Below are 21004 nucleotides of genomic sequence, written 5' to 3'. Positions count from 1 at the left end.
TCGCGGTAGCCTGCGCGCTTGAGTAACACCTGATCCGAAATGGGCGTCCTCCGTAGCGAACTCACTTCCCGGAAGAGCGGGTGCGCCAGGTACTCGACGAGTTGGGAAACGATGTCAGCAGCGATCTGCTGACCGCGGCGCAGCGGACCTGACTCGACCTTATGTGACGTTAACGAAAGCCGGTCCAACAATTCCAGCGCGACGGCTTGCCAACGCTCCAAAGCAAACTTGACGAACTGATTAGCTGAATTGTCGACGCTAGCTTCAGTGCGATCCCGGGTTAGAGCAGCAGGCAGGGAAGCGAGCGCGCCCGAACCGCCCGACCACGGCACTCGCCGACCGGGCACGCAAACTGCACGACGAAAATTCGCCCCAGCTGGAAACGGTGATCCAATCGGACGGATCTCTTGCTCGGCAACCCAAGTCCGGTGTGGTTGCGAGGCGACGCGTGCAATTGCGGCCTCGAACGCCGGATCCTGCAAATATGCCGCAATCATCGCGAAGCGAAGGTACAGGAGGTCGGGCGGCAATTCACTTGGCGCAAGATCTAACAAGCTTGGTGCAAACCCCTGCAACACTGCCTCGGCAGCGAATGACGAGATATCCGTGAGCATTTGGCGATACTCGGTCTCGTGATCGAGCTTGACGGCTAGGACGTCGACATCGGTCGTCCCTGTTTGCCCGGTGGCGCGATCAACCACTTGTATTCGGAGACGCCCAACGGCTTGACCGGGACATAGCCGCCCTCGCTTCCGACTCTCATCATCAGGATCGAACAACTCGCGGGGCTCAACGTCGACATTGGCTGCAACGGTAGATATTTCGTAGCGGTAGACACCCGCCTCACGCAACGCGACGTCACCGTGCGCCGAGAATGTGATGTCCGGCCGCCCAGGAAGGTTGGCGAGAAGCAGCCGACCGACGACATGGCCTTCGCCATTTCGAAGCTCCAACTGCATCGAATCTTGGGGCATGGCTACTCAGCGAAGCTGACGAACTGATTCGCGCGAACTGATTCGATCATGCGGACGATCTTGTGGTGTGTGATAGGTAGCCGCGGGGCCGGACCGGCGCCAACTGCCAGCGCATCGAGCTCAGTGAGAACGGGTTCGACGCGCCGTCGCGACCCGTGTACCTTCGGCAGGATCTTCTGCATCATCGCGAGGTCCAGCGCCGTATCGACATCGGTGTCTCCCGTCGCCGCGAAGAACGCGCAGAACCGCAGGATCTCGTACAACGTGCGGTGCCCGAACTCTTGGTTTGCTCCAGCCAAGATCACGTGCGCTTCTCGAAGCGTAGACACAATCTCGGCGCGGGCCGGATGAGGATGCTCTCGCTGCCAATCGTCGCTTTCCGCCAGCGACGCGAAGGCGCGCACTCGCTGGTCCTCTCCCGCCGGCGCAGCAATGGGCCGCTGGAGTTCAGGGTCGAGATCATCGGAGGTCACCCGGAACTCAAAGGTAGAGGCCCGGTCGAGAACCTTCGGCGAGAACATGTAGGTCGTCTCGTCCACGTTGACCGTGCCGACAACGAAAAGGTTTCGTGGCAATGGCAGCCTTTGCGCCTCCACGTCACGCAGGACCCATTGGCGAGAATTTTCATCGAGCACCAGATCGGGTAAGACCGGACGCCGCGATTCGACTCCGGAGAGAAAGTCCGAAAAATACCGTTCGACATGAGCCAAGTTCATCTCGTCCAGGATCAGCAGGTACGGGTGCTCGGGATCGTTGGCCGCGCGAAGAACAAACTCGAACGCTTCCGGAACAAACCACACCGGCGCCCCAGATGCGGACTTACGCAGCGCATCCTCATACCCAAAGATCGATTCCGGACCTGTCCAGTCAGGCCGTACGGGTACGACGACGTGGCGATGACGTCCGTGTTCATCTGTGCCGAACCACTCACCGAGTCTCATCGCGAGCTGCGTTTTGCCCGAACCAGCGAGGCCCGTCAGGATCGCGAAGGGTTTGGCAAGCAGACTGCTCAAGAACGATCGAACGAGGTTCGAGCCTGCCGGGAAGCGGAGTCCAGAGGCTTCCACTGCGTTGGCAAACTCTTGGAATAGTTCGGACGGCATCGGCGCCTCCGGCGATGTCGGGGTTGATCTCGCAGCGACTGGGATCGAAGTGAGGTGAGCCGCGAGCTCGGGAAACCGCTGGGCCAGTTCACTTACGAAGTCTCCCTGAAGGCGAAAGAGATAGCCTTGGCGGACGGATCCAGAGACTGTGAAGGGTGAGCCCTGCCTGATTCGGGCATCCTCGTCGATGGCGGCGAGTGCGACGGGCTCATTCAGCTCCTGGTATTGCGTCTCCACCAGCTGGCCCGCCTTATCCCAGGCTTGGCTGTCGAATGGATTCGGCGCCGGCCTGGCAGCTGCGCTTACGTGGCTCGCGGCTCGCAACGAGCCATTGCTGTAGTGCAGGACAACGTCGCCTTCGCGAACTTCATTCATAGTGTCCCAGTGGTATTGCGGTCGGCCGGCCTTATCCAACGTTGGCGCCCAAAGGAACCCGCCATCGCGCTCCTTTGTGTAGGTAACGTTTTGATTCACCCACCAGACTGAAGGCTGTTGTCCGAGGAAGATGACCCCTTCCTCGGTGAGTTCACCGTTTCGATCGATGAGACCGCTCTCACGAAGAAGTTCTCGGTAGCGGGCACCCTGCGATTCGAAGGTTCGGTCCGATTGCCACTGGTCGGAATTCGAATGCTCAGCTAGCGCGCGCCCTAGGTCGTCGTTAGAGAAGCCGGTGGGCAAGTCACGAACAACTTGAAGAGCAATATGAACGTCCTCATACAGCGGAGCGTCACCGGCTAGTCGGTCACGAAGGACCTCAGCCTGGATGTCATTGACAATCCATGGATTGCTTGGATCGACATTTTTAGCGTAGGTGGTGCCCGATGCGGTGAGCTTCCACCTGCGCTCGTCCTCCACCGCCAGACCAAGCATCTGAGCGAACCGAAGACAATCACGAGCCCGTCTCTCCGGGTTCTCGAACGGACCTTCGGACTTAAAGAATTGCGCTGGATCGTCGCTGAGCAACTCCACGATATTCGCCGAGCCACGCTCGTGAAGGCCGGCGAGCAGCAGATTGCCATAGCTGAACTTGAGAGTTGGGATGGCCAGCACGGTCTCAGGCTAGTTGGGAAGGCCAGCGGCGCCCAGCACCTTAGATCATCTGCCTCGTGTCCCCTACGAGGCGGGCCTCGTCCAATCTGGGCACGTGTGCCATGTCGGGTGCCCAGTCGGCGATGGCGGCGGAGGCGTGCGGATCGGACATACCCGAGCCCGGCCGTTCCACGAAAATGACCGTAAGCCCAGCTTCGTGGCGGCGCGACGACCGGCTAGGGGAACTGACGCCGCGCCCAGTGTGCCGTAAGACGACAGCACCACCGCGCCTTGCCGGATCGCCGGACTCGGCGTAGCCCAGTCGGCGACCGTCGGGGAGGAAGAAACGGTCTTCCGCGCGGCTTGTCGAGGGGCGGTCACGTTAGGGATGCCGGAGCGGATCGGTCAGTTTTATAGATTCTCGGGAAAGAGTAGGAGGCGGGCTCGCTAGGAACGCGAAACCAGAAGAACTTGATGGCCACAGCACCGGGTAACCCGCGAGCGGGGGACGCATTGCCAGAACCATGAGGACTGACGTGTCACATCCTTGTCCGAAGCTGACAACGAGCCGATCAACGGGAGGGGCAAGCATGAACAGTCAGGCCGCGTCGCCACGCCTCACACGCGACTTCCTCGAAGCCGTCGACTACGCGATGGAAAGGCACGGAACGCAGACACGCAAAGGCACCAGCGAGATCCCATACCTGGGACACCTCCTGTCAGTGGCCGGCTTGGTAATCGACGCGGGCGGGACGGAGAAACAGGCCATCGCGGCGTTGCTGCACGACGCCGCGGAGGACCAAGGCGGTGAAGAAACGTTGGCCGAGATCCGCAAGAAGTTTGGCGCCGACGTGGCAGAGATCGTCAGAGAATGCAGCGACACCGTCGAGACGCCGAAGCCCCCGTGGCGCGAACGGAAGCAGAGGTACGTCGACCATTTGCCCGCGGCGTCTGATGGCGCGCTGTTGGTGTCGCTGGCCGACAAGTTGCACAACGCCCGCGCGATCCTGCGGGATTTCCGAGACGTCGGCGAAGAACTGTGGAACCGCTTCAACGAAAAAGATCCGCGACTGCATGTGTGGTACTACCGAGCCCTACTCGATGTCTACAAGAACCGACGGTGCCATCGGGGCATGGTCGTCGAGCTACAAGATGCGATCGACGCGTTGGAACAGGCGATCGGACACTCCGCAAGCGGATCCTGAATCGAAAAGGGGCTGCCCCCAATAAGACTTGGCTCATTGGAGCGTCTGTCGGTCGACGCAACAGCTACTCAGTTGTTGTATGCCGTACTTCCCGCAACCGGATGCGTCGTGCTGACGATCTTGGCGATGCAATGGTCGCGATCGAACCCATTACCGCGGCACCAGGCCAGCGCACCCGCCGAGTCGTCAAATCTAATGCCCGCCACGGTGACCCAGTAGTCCGGACCCGAGAATGTGGACCACTCGCCTGACTTAAGCAGTCTCGCGCCGGGGAACCGCTGCTGTAGCTGCTGGTATTCCTGCAATATCGCGGCACCATCCCAGACTCTGCCTTCGGCGAACATGCCAAGCTGCTTCGAGCTGAGCTGTGGCACCCATTTGTCGGCCAGCTGAGCGGAGACGAAAGATCGGTCACCATCGGCGATTTGACGTAGTTGCTGTGTGGGATCTTGGGACGTCGGGGCAACCGTCCGCGACGAAGTTGTCGATAGCGAGCCGGTGTCATACGGATTAGAACTAGGCGTCGAGTAACCGATCGTCGGCTGAGTTGCGTTGTCCGACCCGGAATTTCGGCTAATGAGCACACCAATGGTTGCGGCCACAACGATCACCACCACCGCAGCTGCCACCGCGACAACGATCGGCACTACGGATCTCGACGAAGGTTCCTCGGAAACTGGTGGAGTAGCTACACGATCGGGACCCGTTGCAGGAGAACGAGAATAAGGCCGAGGTCCGCTGGGAAACCCGTAATTCGGGAGAGGAGGCGCAGTGGGCGGCGGCATGTACACGGGGGGAGGCATCGCCGGCGCGGGACGCGGAGCCGTCGAAACCTCAGTAAGCGCACGCATGGCGGCCCGGCCCAGCGCTCCGGCGCTGCCGTAACGATCATCTGGCTCTTTCGCCATCGCGCGAGCGATGACGTCGTCAAGAGACGCCGGGACACGAGCATCCACCGCACTCGCCCGCGGAGGCGGCATCGACAGGTGACCCGTGATGACTTGCTCACTCGGACCGGGAAACGGCTTGCGGCCCGTCAACGCTTCGTAGAGAACACATCCCAGCGCGTAGATATCGACAGCCGCTGTGGCCGCCTGCTCGCGGAACCGCTCCGGCGCCATGTAATCGAAACTGCCGATGTGATAACCCGTCATCGTCAGATGAGTGTCGCCGCGGGCTTCGGCGATACCGAAGTCCACCAAGTACGCGAAATCGTCTGCCGTCACGATGATGTTCTGCGGTTTGACGTCGCGATGGATCAGCCCTTCGGCATGGGCGGCATCCAATGCCGCCGCAACCTGCCGCACGATATCGACAGCCCGTTGCGGTTCAAGCGCCCGCACCTTGAGCATCTCGGCCAACGTCTGGCCTTGAACCAGCCGCATGTCGATGTAGAGCGTTTCGTCGATCTCGCCCCAGTCGTGGATCGGGATGACGTGCGGCTCTTGCAGGACGGCAGCGGCGCGCGACTCCCGGAGGAACCGCGTGCGGAAGGTGTCGTCTTGCGCATACTGATCGGCAAGCACCTTCAGGGCGACGGTTCGGCCCTTGTCGGTGTCGTAGGCCTCGTACACCTCGCCCATGCCGCCCTTGCCCAGCATCCGGTTGATGCGGTACTTGCCGAACGACCCGCCGACCAGCGACTTCACCGAACCCCCTGCCTTGCCGCGCTTCGGTAAGTATCCGCTGGCGAGGGTCAGGTTCGCAGACGTTTGCGCAGGATTGACACCAACGAGCAGACGCAGAATCGCACGTCGCAGGCCTTCAGAGCGCGACTTTGCGTCTGCTCGCCGAAAGACCGTAGGTGCGATTCGGCGGCGCAACGGGTAGTGAAGAACCCATGAGCGAAGGCGTGCAGACCGGAACCATCACCACGCAGATACCCGCGAGATTGGACCGGCTGCCCTGGTCGCGGTTCCACTGGCGCGTGGTCGTCGGCCTGGGCGGCGTGTGGATCCTCGACGGGCTCGAGGTCACGATGGTCGGCAACGTGTCGGCGCGCCTCAAGGAGCCGGGCAGCGGCATCGACCTCAACGCCGCAAACATCGGCATGGCGGGGGCCGTCTACATCGTCGGGGCATGTTTGGGCGCATTGTTCTTCGGTCACCTGACGGACCGCTTCGGCCGACGAAATCTCTTCGTGCTGACCCTCGTGCTGTATCTGACCGCCACCGTCGCGACCGCATTCGCCTTCGCCCCTTGGTATTTCTTCATCACACGCTTCTTCACCGGCGCCGGCATAGGCGGCGAATACGCTGCCATCAACTCGGCCATCGATGAGTTGATCCCGGCACGTCTGCGTGGTCGCGTCGACCTGATCATCAACGGGACCTACTGGCTGGGTTCCGCCCTCGGGGCGGCTGGCGCACTGGTACTGCTCGACACGTCGAACTTCCCGGCGAACATCGGATGGCGGCTGGCCTTCGGCATCGGCGCCATCTTCGGCATTTTCGTCCTCGTGGTGCGGCGCAACGTTCCGGAAAGTCCGCGGTGGCTGTTCATTCACGGGCGCAATGACGAAGCCGAGCAAGTCGTCGGCGACATAGAAGGCGAAGTCCAGGAGCAAACCGGCGAACCGCTGTCCGAACCGCAAGGGCGACCACTGAAAATTAGGCAGCGCGAAACGATTTCGTTCGCCGAGATCGCCAAGGTGGCATTCAAGCTTTATCCGCAGCGCGCGGTGCTGGGACTCGCGCTGTTCATCGGGCAGGCATTTCTCTACAACGGCGTGACGTTCAATCTCGGCACGCTGTTGAACGAGAAGAACTTCTACGGAGTCCCGTCGGGGCATGTGCCGCTGTTCTTCATCGTGTGGGCGCTGAGCAATTTCCTGGGCCCCCTATTGCTCGGGCACCTCTTCGACAGTGTCGGCCGTAAACCGATGATCGCGTTGACATACATCGGTTCGGCGGCCGTGGTCGTCGTCCTGGCGGTGCTGTTCGTGACCCAGACTGGCGGTCCCTGGACCTTCATCGCTGTGCTCGGAGCCGCGTTCTTCTTGGCGTCGGCGGGTGCCAGCGCTGCCTACCTGACCGTCAGCGAGATCTTTCCCATGGAGACCAGGGCGCTGGCGATTGCGTTCTTCTACGCGGTGGGAACCGCGATCGGCGGTATCACGGGGCCGTTGTTGTTCGGCGAGTTGATCAATTCGGGGCAGCGCGGCCAGGTGGTGTGGTCGTTCCTGATCGGAGCCGTCGTGATGGCAATCGCGGGGCTGGTCGAAATCTGGCTCGGTGTCGCCGCCGAACGACGCCCCCTGGAGGAACTGGCGCTGCCCCTGACGGTGGCCGACGCCGAGAACGAGGACGACGCGAGCCACCCGTAATCTTCACGGTGTGGCAGTACGCAAGCCCCAGTCTCGCCTCACGGTCGAGGATTGGCTGCAGGCCGGTTACGACTTGCTCGCCGAGCACGGCGTACGCGCGCTGAAAGTCGAACGGCTCTGCCAGCGCGTCGGTGTGACGCGTGGCAGCTTCTACTGGCACTTCGAGGACATGGAGAGCTATCGCGCCGCGCTCGTCGAATCGTGGAACGCGTTCCTGGAAGACGACCGGCACTCGCTGGCCGAACTCGACACGCTGCCACCTCGAGAACGGTTGTCCGCCATGATGACTGCGCTCACCAGCCCCCAACACTGGATGCTGGAACGCGCCATGCGGGAATGGGCGCGTACCGACCCCGTCGCCGCCGCCAATATCCGTGCGGCCGACGCGCGTCTGCTCCGCTCTGTCACAAAGGCTTACGCGGACTACGGCTTCAACGCGTCCGACGCCAAGCTGCGCGCAGAGCTGACCTTCGCCGCCGGAATCGGCCTACTGCACCTCGCCGGCTCGGCCGCCCAGGCGCAAAAGGCCGCCCAACGCGAACGATTCCTCGACCTCATGCTGACCGATCCGACGTAGCCGTCAGCTTGACACGCGGGCCCCACAGCCGGTTATCCTACACGTTGTCGGAAATTCCTACACAGTGTCGGAAAAAGGGGCGCAGATGGGCGCGATCCGCGAATTGATGTCATTGCCGCAGGTCAAGGCGGCCGAAGACTACGGCTTCTTCGGCCCAGACTCGGTCACCTGGAAGGTGTGGAGCTACCCGACGTCGCTGACCGTGGGCTTCCAGCGTTCGGTGGTGATCGAAGAACTCGACCCCGCTCTCGTCGCTGCCGTCGACAAGACGCACGAAATCTACAAACGCCCACGTACCCGCTATGACCGCACACTGCGCTACTTCTCGATGGTGGCGTTCGGCGACAGCGCATCCACCGTCAAGGCCGCCGACGTATTGGTGAAGATCCATTCGAAAGCCGTCGGCACCGACGAGGTGACCGGGATCCGCTACGACGCGAACGACCCGGCGTCGCAGCTGTGGATCCATCTCACGGCATGGCACTCCATCCTCGTCGCCTACGAGAAGTACGGGCCCGGCAAGCTCTCGGCGGAGGAGGAGCAGCAGTACTGGGCCGAGTGCGCGCTGGCCGCCGAGCTGCAAACCTGCGCTCCGGCCGACGTGCCGACGACGCGTTGGGGCATCCGGCGGTACTTCGACGAGATGCGGCCACAGCTACTGGGTTCCGACATCGCCAAGAAAGCGATGAACCACCTGCTGCGCGCGGAGGTGATGCTGCCGCCGATGCCGCCACTGATGCGGCCCGGTGCCCTACTGATTGCCGCATTCCTGCGCCGCGGGACGCTGGCCACGATGCCCAAGTGGATGCGCCAGATGTCCGGTCTGCCAGTCAATCCCGTGCTCGACGCGGCGGTGGTCCCGGTCTTGCGTCTCGCGTTCAAGACGATCAGCATGAGCACCCGATTCCAGTTGATGCTGTTGCAGCTGCTGTCTCCCACCACCGTGGAGGTCGCGGCACCCGTGCTGTGCTCGGTTCCGGCGCAGAACCCGGTGACCGCCACGCCGCATGAGGCACAGGCTCGGCTTGGCTTCGATGCTCCCGCGTTAGCGCACAAGCAGTTCCGCGACCGACAGAAGGCCCGGGTGTTCGACCAGGGCCTCACGCCCAGCGAAGACGGCATCATCGAATCCCAGCCGATCCTCGGTTCTGTGGTGTGACACCGCGCAGCACGCCGCAGGAACGCCAGCGGGCCGAACATCTCGGCCCGGAACGACGCCGACCCCAGGTGCTCGATGCGGCGCTCGAACTGGCTGCCGCCGAAGGGGTTTCCGCGGTCACCATGGGCGCCATCTCGGCGCGCATGGGGGTGAGCCGGCCGGTCGTCTACGACTGCTACAGCGGTCGGGGTGACGTGCTGCGCGCCCTGCTCGATCGCGAGACAGACGTCGCACTCAACGCGCTGCTGTCGATCCTGCCGCCGTTGAAGACGACGTCTGTTGAGCAGATGTTCGTCGACGGGTTCCGATCCCTGCTCGACGACGTCAAGCGACGTCCCGCATCATGGCGGATCATCTTCGCCAACGATCCCGAACCGCTTCTGGCCGAGGCGATCTCGCATGGACGGCGACGAATCCGCCAGCAGGTCGCCTCGGTGATGTGGCCGCTGTTCGAGCGATGGCAGGTCGACGACATCGACCACGTCGGGCCGGTACTCACCGAGATCTTCGTCGGGATGTGCGAAACCGCGGCACGCATGATACTCGAGCAGCCGGATGCGTGGTCGCCGGATGCTCTCGCCGACATCGTCGGCCGCGCCGCATATCGCGCTTTGCGTGCGCGCGCAGGCTGATTCGTCAGACCATCGCGATCGGAGAGATCTTCGCGCCGATCGCCAGCGCGCCGGCCAGCTCGCAACTCATGTCGTAGTCGAACACCACGTGCCCCGCGACGATGTCCACGTCGCGCTTGAAGCGCTGCATGGGATTTGACAGGAACTGCGCGCTGGCGCCGGACGCTTCCAGCAGGTCGGCGATGATCGCCCGGGATTCGCGCACGGTGTGGGCCGCCGCCAGTCGCGCATCTGCGCGCACCGACCGGGTGACACGGGTGCCCTCGGTCACGAGTTGTTCTATGCCGTCGGCGGTTTCGGCAATGAGCGCGCTGAGGGCGCGCAGCCGCACCCGGGCGTTCGCCAGTCTGATCTGCGCCGCTGGCTGATCCTTCTGCGCCACACCGCTATACGCCAGTACGCGGGCGCTGAGTCGCTCTGCGAAGAGTTCGGTGACCCGTTCGGCGGCCCCCAGGACAGGCATCGACGCTACGAGCGCGAGTGCGGGAACCATCGGCCACCGGTAGGTGGGCACCCCGTGCTCGCGCGCGCCAGGTGAGGTGCCGCCATAGATGTCGGCGACGGCGACGATGCGGTGCTCGGGTACGAAGACGTCGGTCACGACGACATCGTGGGAACCGGTGCCGCGCATACCTGCGGTGTGCCAGACATCGTCGACCTCGACCTCGTCGGCGGGCACCACCACGAGCGCCGGATCGATGCGGTCGGTTCGTTCGATGAGCGCGCCGACGATCACCCAGTCCGCGTCCATCGAGCCGGTTGCCCATGACCACCGACCGCTCAGGCGTACACCGCCGTCGGCCGGGGTGCCACGGCCGGTCGGGGCCAGGGGTGCCGGCGCCAGGACGGGTCCGGAGGCGAAGACTTCGTCCTGAAGCTTCGGGTCGAACAGCGACAGCATCCAGTTGTGCAGCGCGTAGAACCCCAGCGTCCAGGCGCTCGACGGACATCCGTGCGCCATTCGCCGAATCGGTTGCAGCAGTTCAGGAAACGACGCTTGAATGCCGCCGTAGCGGGCGGGGAGCAACAGGCGGAGCATGTCCGTTTGCCTGAACTCGCTGACCGTCGCCGCGGGAAGGCGACGCAGCCGCTCGGCCTCCTCTGCGCGCTCTGCCAGGCGAGCGACGAACTCGTTGGTAATCCCATACGTCGGACGGCTATCGACCAGCGACATGCCGCCACCGTACCATACTATTTTGTATGTACACGTGAATGTTGTTTGCTACGAGCTAAGCCGTTGCGACACGGCAAGTTAACTGATACTCATAATGTCCGCGATGACGTATGCTCGTCGACTGTGCTGCGTAAGCTGCGTATCGCCTGCGTGACGTCTTTTGTAGCGAGTGTCATGGTCGGTTGGCCGGCTATTGCGAGCGCAGGCGCGCAGTCTGCGTGCACCGACCAGGCATGCCATCTCCACAGCGACACCCCGGTGGTGTATCCGGCCGTTTACCAGCAGTGTGTGATCGTTCAGGGTCGACGGATCTGCCGACACTGAACCGCGACAGTCAATTCTGTCGGTGCCCCTGAGTAGCTTGCGGGGCATGAGTGCTACCAAGGCGAACGCGAACGGCGGATTCGGCGGCGTGCTGGGCCTGCTGTTCCTCATCGCCATCATCGTCAAGTTCTTCTGGTGGATTGTCGGGGCGCTGGTCCTCATCGGCCTCTTCTTCCTCGGGCGGTCCATCGCGCACTGGCACCGAGAACGTGCAGCTGAATACGCGCGATATACGAATGCGCTTGCCGCCCGGGCCGACGAGCAGCACAGCTGGGTGCTGCAAGGCGACGACCGTGGGATCTACGGCGTCGAAGGCGCCAAACTCATGCACTATCTGTATCCGGCGCTGGACGCTGTGAAGCGCCCTTCCGCGCGGTCCGGCCGTAGCCCGTAGCACCGTCTTGGCGGCGTGAAGGGCGCATCTAGGGCCTTTCCGGGCCCGGTTGTTACCATCGCGCGGTGAGCGATCCGTACGGACTGCGACCGGTTACCAGGCGCGACATCCTCAAATTTGCCGGTGTCGCACCGGTCATACTGGGCGCCATGTCGATTGATCCCCCGCGCGCGTCGGCCGGCATCGCCGGAATGGCGGTGTTCCTCGACCCCGGCCACAACGCGGTGGCCGACGCTTCGATAACGCGCCAAGTTCCGAATGGTCGCGGGGGCACGAAACAGTGCAACACCTCGGGGACCACAACCAGCAGCGGCTATCCGGAGCATGCGTTCACGTGGGACGTCGTCGGGCGGATAGCTGCGGCGCTCAACGACCTCGGGGTACGCACACAGCTGTCGCGGGATAACGACAGCTCGGTGGGACCGTGCGTCGATCAGCGCGCGGCGCTGGGGAACGCGATGCATCCGGACGCGATCATCAGCATCCACGCCGACGGCGGACCACCGTCCGGGCACGGATTCCACGTGAACTACTCCAGCCCGCCGCTCAACGACGCCCAATCCGGTCCCGCGGTCCAGTTGGCGCATACGATGCGCGATGCGTTGGCCGCTTCGGGCATGCAGCCGGCCAACTACATCGGCTCCGACGGGCTGTATGGGCGCGCGGATCTGGCCGGCTTGAACCTGGCTGAGTACCCGGCCCTGCTCGTCGAACTCGGCAATATGCGAAATGCGGAGGACGCCGCCAAGATCGAAAGCGCGGACGGCCGGGCGCAGTATGCCGCGGCCGTCGTCAAAGGGATAACGGCGTTCCTTGGCGCGAAAGCAGGAACAGGCTAGCGGTCGTCCCGTTGACATCAGAAGGTGCGATAACGGATCGTCAACTCACGATGTCAGCAATTCGCTGCGACAGGCGCCGACGATGACGCTCACGGGAAAACCTGGTGGGCGGCACAGCCGAACTCCCGAGCCCCGGCGTACCTGGCGGGGAAAACGTGTGATCGCGATTGTCGCGACGCTGATCGTGATGGCCGCGATCGTGACGTTCACCGCCGTCTTCACGTACCACCACGCGCCACGACCCGCAGCGAAGCCGTCGAACCAGACGCCGACCAAACCGCCCGGGCCGGCGGCGTCCCAACCGTCAGCGCCCCCGGCGACCCCATCGCCGCCGTCGTCCAACGATCCGCTGGCCGCAGACTTCGCCTCCCTGCAGGGCAAAGTGAACGCAAAACTGGGCGTCGTGGTCGGCGCTGTCGGGGGCGGCCAGAACGTCACGACGTTGGGGGAGTGGAAAGAGGGAAAGGCCTGGTCGACGATCAAAGTGCCGTTGGTGATCGCGGCCTACCGGCAACAGAACCCCCAGCAGATCACCGACGCAATGCGAGCCGCCATCACCGAATCCGACAACGCGGCAGCCGAAAGCGTCTGGGCGCAACTCGGCGAGCCACAAGTCGCGGGCCAAAAGGTTGAGCAAGTCTTGCGGGAAACCGGCGATCCGACCACCGTCGAGTGGAAAAGGGTGCGGCCGCCGTATACCGCTTTCGGTCAGACCGATTGGTCGCTGACCAATCAAGTCCGGTTTCTCGCCAGCGCCGCCTGCAACAGTAAGAACGACCCGATATTCGCTCTGATGGGGCAGGTCGTAGCCAACCAGAGTTGGGGGATCGGGGACATTCCCGGCACCCAGTTCAAAGGGGGATGGGGTCCGTCACCGTCCGGGAAATACCTTGTGCGACAGATCGGCATCCTCACCACCCCGACCGGAAAGATCGCGGTGGCTATCGCCGCAGAGCCCGCATCGGGGCAATTCGACGACGGCACCAAGGCTCTCGGCGAAGTAGCTAACTGGCTGAAGCAACATTTCGGGTCGCTGCCCGCCGGAAAGTGTGGTGAGTGACATGAATGCCGTTGCCTCACAGAGCTCTTGGCGATGCGTCGCATATTGTCCGCGCGGGAGGAGGTGACCGTGGCCGCAACCGATTCGCGTGTCGGTACGACATTCGGCAAGTACAAGATCGTCGGCGTTGTCGGCAAAGGCGGAATGGGCGAAGTCTATGAGGCATACGACAACGAGATCGGCAGAACCGTCGCGCTGAAGATCATCAAGAGTCAGTACGCGGATGACCGCAGATACCGCCTACGATTCGAGCGAGAGTCGCGCGCAGCGGCGAAACTCCAAGAGCCGCACGTGATCCCGATTCATGGCGTTGGTGAGATCGACGGCTGCCTGTTCATCGACATGCGGCTGGTCCGCGGGACCGACTTGCAGACCATTCTGGAGGAGCAACCGCTCGATCCGGAGCGGGCCGTGGCCATCGTCAGTCAGATTGCTGCTGCGCTCGACGCGGCGCACGCCGACGGTCTGATCCATCGCGACGTCAAGCCGCAGAACATCCTCGTCACACCAGCTGATTTCGCGTACCTGGTCGATTTCGGCATCGCCGAGGTGATCGGCGATACCCGCCTGACGCAGGCCGGCGCCCGCATCGGCTCCTGGGCCTACATGGCGCCGGAACGATTTGGCGACAAGGAGATCACCCCGGCTGTTGACATCTACTCGCTGGCCTGCGTGCTGTACGAATGCCTCACGGGCGCAATGCCATTCGCGACCAGTAGCCAGCAGGCCGTGATCGCGGCGCACCTGACGGCGGCGCCGCCTCGACCGAGTGTCACGAACCCGAGCGTCCCACCGGCCTTCGACGATGTCATCGCCCGCGGCATGGCCAAAGAACCAGACGATCGGTACGGGAGCGCGGGCGCATTGGGGCGCGCGGCCACTCGGGCGTTACGAGGCACCGGAACCCAAATCAGCATGCCGGAAGCGGCCCCGACCCAGTGGGCGTCGCGGCCGTCTGCGCAGCCAAGACCGTCGCCGCCGGGCCCCTCGCTCAGACCCGCTGCGCCGCAATACTTCCCATCACCCGCACCCGATAACTCACCAACGGAAGTTGCGCCGGTCACCTACAGCGAGAGGCGCGGTGGATCACGATGGGTGGTTCCTACCGTCATCACGGTCGCGGCTGCGCTGGTGCTCGGCGCGGTCGGCATCATCATCGGTCTTCTCGCAAAGATGAATTCGACGCCGGCGCCGACTGCAGAGCCTTCGAGCACCGCCAGATTCCCCTCGGCTACGTCGAGCGGCATTCAGTCGCCCCTGAGTTCAACCGAGTCGCTCCCGAGCGGGAACATACCCCCGCCATATATGACCGGACCGGACGCGAGCCCGGACCACAAGACGTGCGACATCGTTCAGCTGCCGGATAGGACCGGATTCGGCACACGCGCGGGACGTGGCTCAGCCCGAACCTCCTGCTTCTTCGCCAATTCCGTGCTCACTGCGTATTGGGGTACATACGGCAACGCGAGCCTCGCGATGCGGACCGTATCGGCGTCGGGAGCTGTTGCCTGCAACGGCCTTTCGGGCGTTAGTTGCGACCCGATCAACAGCCGAAACTTCCTTATGCAGTGCGCCGGCGACGGGTCCAATCCGTGGATCAAGTGCACAGGCGGACAAGACGCGGTTGTCTACCTCTGGTAACGCGCCGAGCAGACGCAAAATCACCGAAAATCGTCCGATTTCGGGTGATTTTGCGTCTGCTCGCGATGCGCAGGTGGTTTCGAGAAAGGGCCTCAAGGCATTGCTGTTCGACGTGCAAGGCACCGCAACGGATTTTCATTCCACCGTGCGCGGGGAAGCAGAGCGGATCAGCAACGGTCGGTGGCCGAACGTCTATTGGCCAGAGCTGGTACGCCGTTGGCGCGCAGAGTATTTCGCTGCATTGGAATCGGCCACCGGCGACGAATGGGTTTCGGTGCACTCGATTTACCGCAACACGCTGGACACCGTGCTCCGGGAGTACGGCGTCACCGCACTGTCGGATGCCGAGCGGGATGAGCTCACGTCGGCCTGGCAGCGACTGAAGCCCTGGCCCGACGTGGTACCCGGACTGACTCGTCTGAAATCGAGGTACACACTGGCGACCCTGTCGAACGCCGACGTTGCCGCGGTGGTCAACATCTCCAAACGCGCCGGCTTGCCGTGGGACGCCATTTTCGCCGCCGAAATGGCCGGGGTTTTCAAGCCCGATCCCGCGATCTACCGCATGGCCGCGACCTATCTCGGCCTGAACCCGCCCGAGATCATGATGGTGGCAAGCCACAAGTACGACATCCGGGCCGCGGCCCGTCTCGGCTTCCGAACAGCCTTCATCGCACGCCCGCTTGAGTTCGGCGCTGGCGGTGTCGCCGACATCGACTATTCCGGCGAGTTCGACCTCAACGCGTCCGACTTTCTGGACCTCGCCGATCAGCTCGGCTGCTAAGCGCGTAGTCACGAGGCGCGCGCCTCCGCCGGTATCAGCCATTTTGCTGATGTTCTGCGACCTGCAACGTCGCATGCTGGCTAGCATGAGCACAACCGAGTGGAATGACGTTGGTGTGAACGAACTACCGACCGGAACGGTGACGTTGCTGCTGGCCGACGTCGAAGGGTCGACGCGGCTGTGGGAAACCCAGCCCGATGAAATGACGGCCGCCCTCGCGCGCTTGGACCAACTGGTGTCTGACGCGGTGGCCGCCCACGACGGTGTGCGCCCCGTCGAACAGGGCGAAGGCGACAGCTTCGTGATCGCTTTCGGCCGCGCGTCCGACGCTGGGGCTTGCGCACTGGACCTGCAGCGCGCACCGCTGGCGCCGATCCGGCTGCGCATCGGAATGCACACCGGCGAGGTCCGGCTCCGTGACGAGGGCAACTACGTCGGCCCGACCATCAACCGCACGGCGCGGCTGCGCGATCTCGCCCACGGCGGACAGACGGTGCTCTCCGGGACCACCGAGTCGCTCGTCGTCGACCAGCTTCCCGACGGGGTGACCTTGATCGACCTCGGATCCCATCCGCTGCGTGATCTGCCGCGGCCCGAACGGGTGGTGCAGATGTGTCACCCCGACCTGCGAAACGACTTCCCGCCGTTGCGCACAGCCGGAACTGTTGCCGCTCACAATCTTCCGGCACAACTGACGAGTTTCGTTGGGCGCCAAGCCGAAATCATCAGCCTGCGGGATGCGCTGGCCGCCAACCGGCTGGTGACGTTGACAGGCACGGGTGGAGTAGGCAAGACCCGCCTCGCTACCCACGTAGCCGAAGCGGTGGCGAAGGAATTCGCCGACGGAGTTTGGTACGTGGATTTGGCGCCGATCACCGTCCCCGAGGTGATGACGCTCACCGTGTCCCGCGCGCTCGGGCTTCCCGATCAGCCCGGTCGCTCGACGATGGACACCCTGCTGCGGTTTGTGCGTGACCGCCAAATGCTGGTGGTGCTCGACAATTGCGAGCACCTCCTCGACGCCAGCGCGGAAGTGGTCGTTGCGTTGCTCGGTGGCGCTTCGAGCCTCAAAGTGCTCGCAACGAGCCGCGAGCCGCTTTTGGTGGCCGGCGAGGCAACGTGGCAGGTGCCATCGCTATCCGTCGGCGACGAGGCCGTCGAGTTGTTTACCGACCGCGCTCGCCTGGCCCAGGCCGACTTCACCCTGACCGACGACACGGTCGCCACCGTTACGGAAATCTGCCGCCGTTTAGACGGAATGCCGCTTGCCATCGAACTTGCCGCGGCGCGGGTGCGCGCTTTGTCCTTGACCGACATCGTCGACAGCCTGCACGATCGCTTCCGCCTGCTGACCGGTGGTTCGCGCACGGCGGTCCGCCGCCAGCAGACGTTACGCGCTTCGGTCGACTGGTCGCATGCGCTGCTGACCGACACCGAACGAATCTTGTTCCGCCGACTGGCCGTATTCCTCGGCGGATTCGACCTCGACGCCGCCCGGGCGGTCGCCGGCGCCGATGGCGTGCAGCGCCACCAGGTCCTCGACCAGCTGAGCCTGCTCGTCGACAAGTCGCTGGTAGTCGCCGAAAAGACCAGCGGCTCAACCCGATACCGATTGCTCGAAACGATGCGCCAGTATGCGCAGGAAAAACTCGGTGAATCCGGAGAAGCCGACGCCGTGCGATCGCGTCACCGGGATTACTACACCTCGATGGCGGCCGTGCTCGACGCTCCGGCCCGTGGCGACTACGAGCAACGCGTCCTGCAAGCCGAAATCGAGATGGACAATCTGCGAAGCGCATTCGGGTGGAGCATGGAGAATGCCGACACCGAGCAAGCATTGGCGCTCGCATCGTCGCTGCAACCGCTCTGGACCAGCAGGGGCCGCCTTCGAGAGGGCCGCGCCTGGTTCGACACCGTATTCGCTGACGCCCGTAGCGACATAGCCAAAGTTGCCGCGGCAGTGCGCGTCCGGGCACTGGTCGACAAAGCGCTACTGGACTGTTGGTCCGGGTCTACGGCGAGCCTGGATCAAGCCGAAGAGGCCGTGGCGATGGCGCGCGAAGTCGACGACCCGGCGTTGTTGGCACGGGCACTCGCCGCATACAGCTGGTCCACGGGATATGGACACGGGCCCGAGGTCGCACAGCCATTCTTCGACGAGGCCATTGGTCTGACCCGGATGCTGGAGGACTCCTGGCGGTTGAGCCAAATCCTCTCCTATCAGGCGTTCGTGGCTATCGTCGGCGGTGATCCAATCGCAGCGCGCTCCGCCGCGGAAGAAGGTTGTGCATTGACCGACGCCATCGGTGATCGCGTCTACTCACGACAGTGCCATCAGGCACTGGCGTTTGCACTGCTGATGCAGGGCGAATTAACCGGCGCGGTAACGGAATTCAGCGCATTAGCGGCCGCAGCCGAGGCGGCGAACGAGGATTTATTCAAGCCAGGCACGTTCCAGGGCCTTGGGCTTACACTCTCACATCAAGGTGAGGTAGTTGCGGCGCGCGCAGCGGCCCACGCGGGCATCGGGGCCGCGGCCGATCTCGGCGAATTCCTGCCAGGGATGGGCTACACAGCGTTGGCGAACGCCGAATTAGCCACGGGTGACGTTGCGGCGGCGTACGAAGCGAGCGAAACCGCTCGTCGGTGCCTCAGCCTGCAGCCCTACGCCGCGACATCACACACGGCTCACGTCCTCACCAAAGTTGCATTGGCGATGGGTGATTTGGACGCGGCTCGCCGCTACGCCGACGAGGCGATCGCGGCGACGAAGGGCTGGCACCTGGCGGTGGCATTGACGACGCGTGCGCGGGTGTCGATCGCCGACGGTCGGCGGGAAGACGCTGAACGCGATGCCTACGATGCGCTCGCCACGGCGACAAGTGGCCAGATATACCTGACGTTGCCCGACATCTTCGAGGTCATTGCCGCGCTACGCGCCGACGCCGGCAGTCATCAACATGCCGCCCGAATCCTCGGCGCAGCAAAGGCATTGCGCGATCGCATGGGCGCGGTGCGGTTCAAGGTCTACGACACCGACCACGACGCGTGCGTACGGCTGCTGCGAGAGGCGATGGGGGAGAGCGAGTTTGACGCTTCCTGGTCGGAGGGAGCCACGTTGTCCACCGAAGACGCGATCGCCTATGCGCAGCGCGGCCGCGGTGAACGCAACCGGCCTGCCAGTGGTTGGGCGTCTCTGACGCCGGCGGAGAACGACGTCGTGCGGCTGGTCTGTGAAGGCCTGGGCAACAAGGACATTGCGACGCGGTTGTTCGTATCGCCCCGAACGGTGCAAGCACACCTGACGCACGTCTACACCAAACTCGGCGTGAGTTCCCGGGTGCAGCTGGTTCAAGAGGCAGCGCGGCAGAGCGCTTAGTCGAAAGCCGGCACCGCTTCGCTGGCCATCACTTCGCTGGCCGCTCGCTCACCGGAGCGAATCGCGCCGTCGATCCAGCCGCACATCTTCGCCGAACTCTCGGTGCCGGCCCAGTGAATGCGACCGCACGGCTCGCGCAGCGCATGCCCGAACTCGGTGAGCACACCCGGCGGGGCGTGGCTGAGCATCCCACCGCCGGAGTAGGGTTCGCGACTCCAGTTCTGCTCGACGTAGTCCACGGGCTTAACGGCCTTGGCGCCGAACCGGTGGACGAGCGTGTCGAGAACCGCTTGGCGGCGGTCGGTTTCGTCGAGACGGTCGTATTCGCGTGCGGTAGGACCCTCGATAATCACGCACAAGATGCCCGGCGTACCGGTGTCGGTGCAGGCGTCGATGGTGACCTGGGCCAGCGTTCCCGGTGCCGCGGACTGGCCGCACAGCCCGTCGGCTCGCCAGAACGGCTCGTCGTAGACGATCGAGATTTTGACGATCGCGCCGCCGGGCATCCGCTGATGCAGGAAAGCCCGATCGGTGGGAAGCATTGGCTCGTAGGCGATTTGGCTGGCGATCGCCAGCGGCACCGCGACGATCGCGTGCCTCGCCCGGATGTCGTTGCGTTCGGACCGCACGGTCACCCCGTCGGCGTCCTGCGTGATCGATCGCACCGGTTGCGAGAGCTGAATCGCATCGCCAAGCTCGGCGGCCAATGGCTGGTAGATCGCCCCCATTCCGCCGACCACCCGGGCGTCCTGCGATGCGCCCTTGCCGCCGAGTACAAAGCCAGGTCCGCCGCCCGACGCCATTTGATACAGCACGAACAACATCGACACCTCGGAAGCCGCCGATGTGTAGCAGCCGCTGACCGCCGTATCCAGCAGGTCGTGGGCCGCCTTGGACATGACGTTCTTGTCCAGCCATTGGGCCAACGTCATGCGATCCCACTTGGCGGCGTTCTTGGCCTTCCACGGCGCATCCAGCGGGATCGATTTGCACAACTGGCTGATTCCGAAGAAACCGGCGCCGAGGTTCAACGACGCCCATGGGCTCATGCTCCACGGGATCGTGCCGCGGTAACGGTACTGCTTGCCGTCTACGACCATCATCGCTTCGCCGTCGGTGTACTGCTTGAAAGTCTGGACGCCGAATTCGTTCATCAGCGCATAGATGCGGTCCTGCGTCGGGCCGACCCACGCGCCGCCCTTATCGATCCACGACCCGTCGTCGCGGCTCACGGTGAAGGTCCGGCCGCCGACGCGGTCGCGGGCTTCCAGCAGCGCCACCGAACGGCCGGCCTGCTTGAGGCGAAGGGCCGCAGTCAGACCCGCAAAACCCCCGCCCACCACGCAAACGTCGACGTCAGCCATGGTGATTAGGCCTACCGCTATAAAGCCGAGCAGTCAATGCC

Annotated in this window: 17 protein-coding genes; 11 read left to right on the top strand and 6 right to left on the bottom strand. The window is 63.8% G+C overall.

The annotated features are described in order from the left end of the window. From A9W99_RS24450 to A9W99_RS27875, 3 genes are all read right to left on the bottom strand, one after another. The coding region (locus tag A9W99_RS24450; RefSeq protein ID WP_156623268.1) for a DUF2357 domain-containing protein at positions 1–974 on the bottom strand (974 nt) is incomplete at its 3' end. 2 nt (positions 975–976) lie between these two features. Further along, a complete protein-coding gene (locus tag A9W99_RS24445) occupies positions 977–3127 on the bottom strand; it encodes an McrB family protein (RefSeq protein WP_067384576.1) in 2151 nt (716 codons plus the stop codon). A 40-nt stretch (positions 3128–3167) separates the two neighbouring features. Continuing rightward, positions 3168–3299 (bottom strand): hypothetical protein, encoded by a 132-nt coding sequence (locus A9W99_RS27875; protein WP_371514985.1) that lies wholly within the window; start codon positions 3297–3299, stop codon positions 3168–3170. A 397-nt stretch (positions 3300–3696) separates the two neighbouring features. Between A9W99_RS27875 and A9W99_RS24440 the strand changes: the two genes are divergently transcribed. Continuing rightward, on the top strand, positions 3697–4311 hold the full coding sequence (locus A9W99_RS24440) for an HD domain-containing protein (protein ID WP_067384574.1): 615 nt from the start codon (positions 3697–3699) through the stop codon (positions 4309–4311). Between the two features lie 68 nt (positions 4312–4379). On the opposite strand, the gene A9W99_RS24435 is transcribed toward A9W99_RS24440, so the two are convergent. Beyond that, a complete protein-coding gene (locus A9W99_RS24435) occupies positions 4380–5960 on the bottom strand; it encodes a serine/threonine-protein kinase (protein WP_067384571.1) in 1581 nt (526 codons plus the stop codon). 191 nt (positions 5961–6151) lie between these two features. Here A9W99_RS24435 and A9W99_RS24430 point away from each other — a divergent pair, with 191 nt between their 5' ends. From A9W99_RS24430 to A9W99_RS24415, 4 genes are all read left to right on the top strand, one after another. After that, a complete protein-coding gene (locus A9W99_RS24430; protein WP_067384569.1) occupies positions 6152–7636 on the top strand; it encodes an MFS transporter in 1485 nt (494 codons plus the stop codon). 10 nt (positions 7637–7646) lie between these two features. Then, on the top strand, positions 7647–8213 hold the full coding sequence (locus A9W99_RS24425) for a TetR/AcrR family transcriptional regulator (RefSeq protein WP_067384566.1): 567 nt from the start codon (positions 7647–7649) through the stop codon (positions 8211–8213). An 85-nt stretch (positions 8214–8298) separates the two neighbouring features. Next, on the top strand, positions 8299–9372 hold the full coding sequence (locus A9W99_RS24420) for an oxygenase MpaB family protein (RefSeq protein WP_067384561.1): 1074 nt from the start codon (positions 8299–8301) through the stop codon (positions 9370–9372). Then, complete coding sequence (locus tag A9W99_RS24415) at positions 9369–10004, top strand: TetR/AcrR family transcriptional regulator (protein ID WP_067384560.1); 636 nt, start codon at positions 9369–9371, stop codon at positions 10002–10004. Before A9W99_RS24420 ends, A9W99_RS24415 begins: the two co-directional genes overlap by 4 nt. A 4-nt stretch (positions 10005–10008) precedes the next feature. On the opposite strand, the gene A9W99_RS24410 is transcribed toward A9W99_RS24415, so the two are convergent. Beyond that, positions 10009–11178 carry an acyl-CoA dehydrogenase gene (locus A9W99_RS24410; protein WP_067384557.1) on the bottom strand — a complete coding sequence of 390 codons (1170 nt, stop codon included), beginning with the start codon at positions 11176–11178 and terminating at the stop codon, positions 10009–10011. A 370-nt stretch (positions 11179–11548) separates the two neighbouring features. Here A9W99_RS24410 and A9W99_RS24405 point away from each other — a divergent pair, with 370 nt between their 5' ends. From A9W99_RS24405 to A9W99_RS24380, 6 genes are all read left to right on the top strand, one after another. Next, on the top strand, positions 11549–11896 hold the full coding sequence (locus tag A9W99_RS24405) for a hypothetical protein (RefSeq protein WP_082930189.1): 348 nt from the start codon (positions 11549–11551) through the stop codon (positions 11894–11896). Positions 11897–11961: 65 nt separating this feature from the next. Then, entirely contained in the window at positions 11962–12735 is a 774-nt protein-coding gene (locus A9W99_RS24400; RefSeq protein ID WP_067384550.1) for an Rv3717 family N-acetylmuramoyl-L-alanine amidase, read from the top strand. A gap of 157 nt (positions 12736–12892) precedes the next feature. Further along, positions 12893–13795, top strand: coding sequence for a hypothetical protein (locus A9W99_RS24395; RefSeq protein WP_156623267.1), 903 nt, complete (start codon positions 12893–12895; stop codon positions 13793–13795). A 69-nt stretch (positions 13796–13864) separates the two neighbouring features. Further along, positions 13865–15436, top strand: a complete 1572-nt coding sequence (locus A9W99_RS24390) for a serine/threonine protein kinase (RefSeq protein WP_067384611.1) — start codon at positions 13865–13867, stop codon at positions 15434–15436. Between the two features lie 73 nt (positions 15437–15509). Continuing rightward, the gene (locus A9W99_RS24385) at positions 15510–16220 is read left to right on the top strand and encodes a haloacid dehalogenase type II (RefSeq protein WP_067384535.1); all 711 of its coding nucleotides are present in this window, start codon (positions 15510–15512) and stop codon (positions 16218–16220) included. Positions 16221–16305: 85 nt separating this feature from the next. Then, positions 16306–19599, top strand: coding sequence for a LuxR C-terminal-related transcriptional regulator (locus A9W99_RS24380; protein ID WP_082930192.1), 3294 nt, complete (start codon positions 16306–16308; stop codon positions 19597–19599). Here the strand turns inward: A9W99_RS24380 and A9W99_RS24375 are convergent. Further along, on the bottom strand, positions 19596–20963 hold the full coding sequence (locus A9W99_RS24375) for an FAD-dependent oxidoreductase (RefSeq protein WP_067384526.1): 1368 nt from the start codon (positions 20961–20963) through the stop codon (positions 19596–19598). The two genes, A9W99_RS24380 and A9W99_RS24375, sit on opposite strands and share 4 nt — an antisense overlap. Positions 20964–21004 lie beyond the last annotated feature (41 nt).

Origin of the sequence: Mycobacterium sp. 1164966.3 (assembly GCF_001665395.1) — a bacterium.
Lineage (GTDB): Bacteria > Actinomycetota > Actinomycetes > Mycobacteriales > Mycobacteriaceae > Mycobacterium.
Note: the sequence above shows the minus strand (reverse complement) of the source record. Positions and strands in the feature narration are given on the sequence as shown.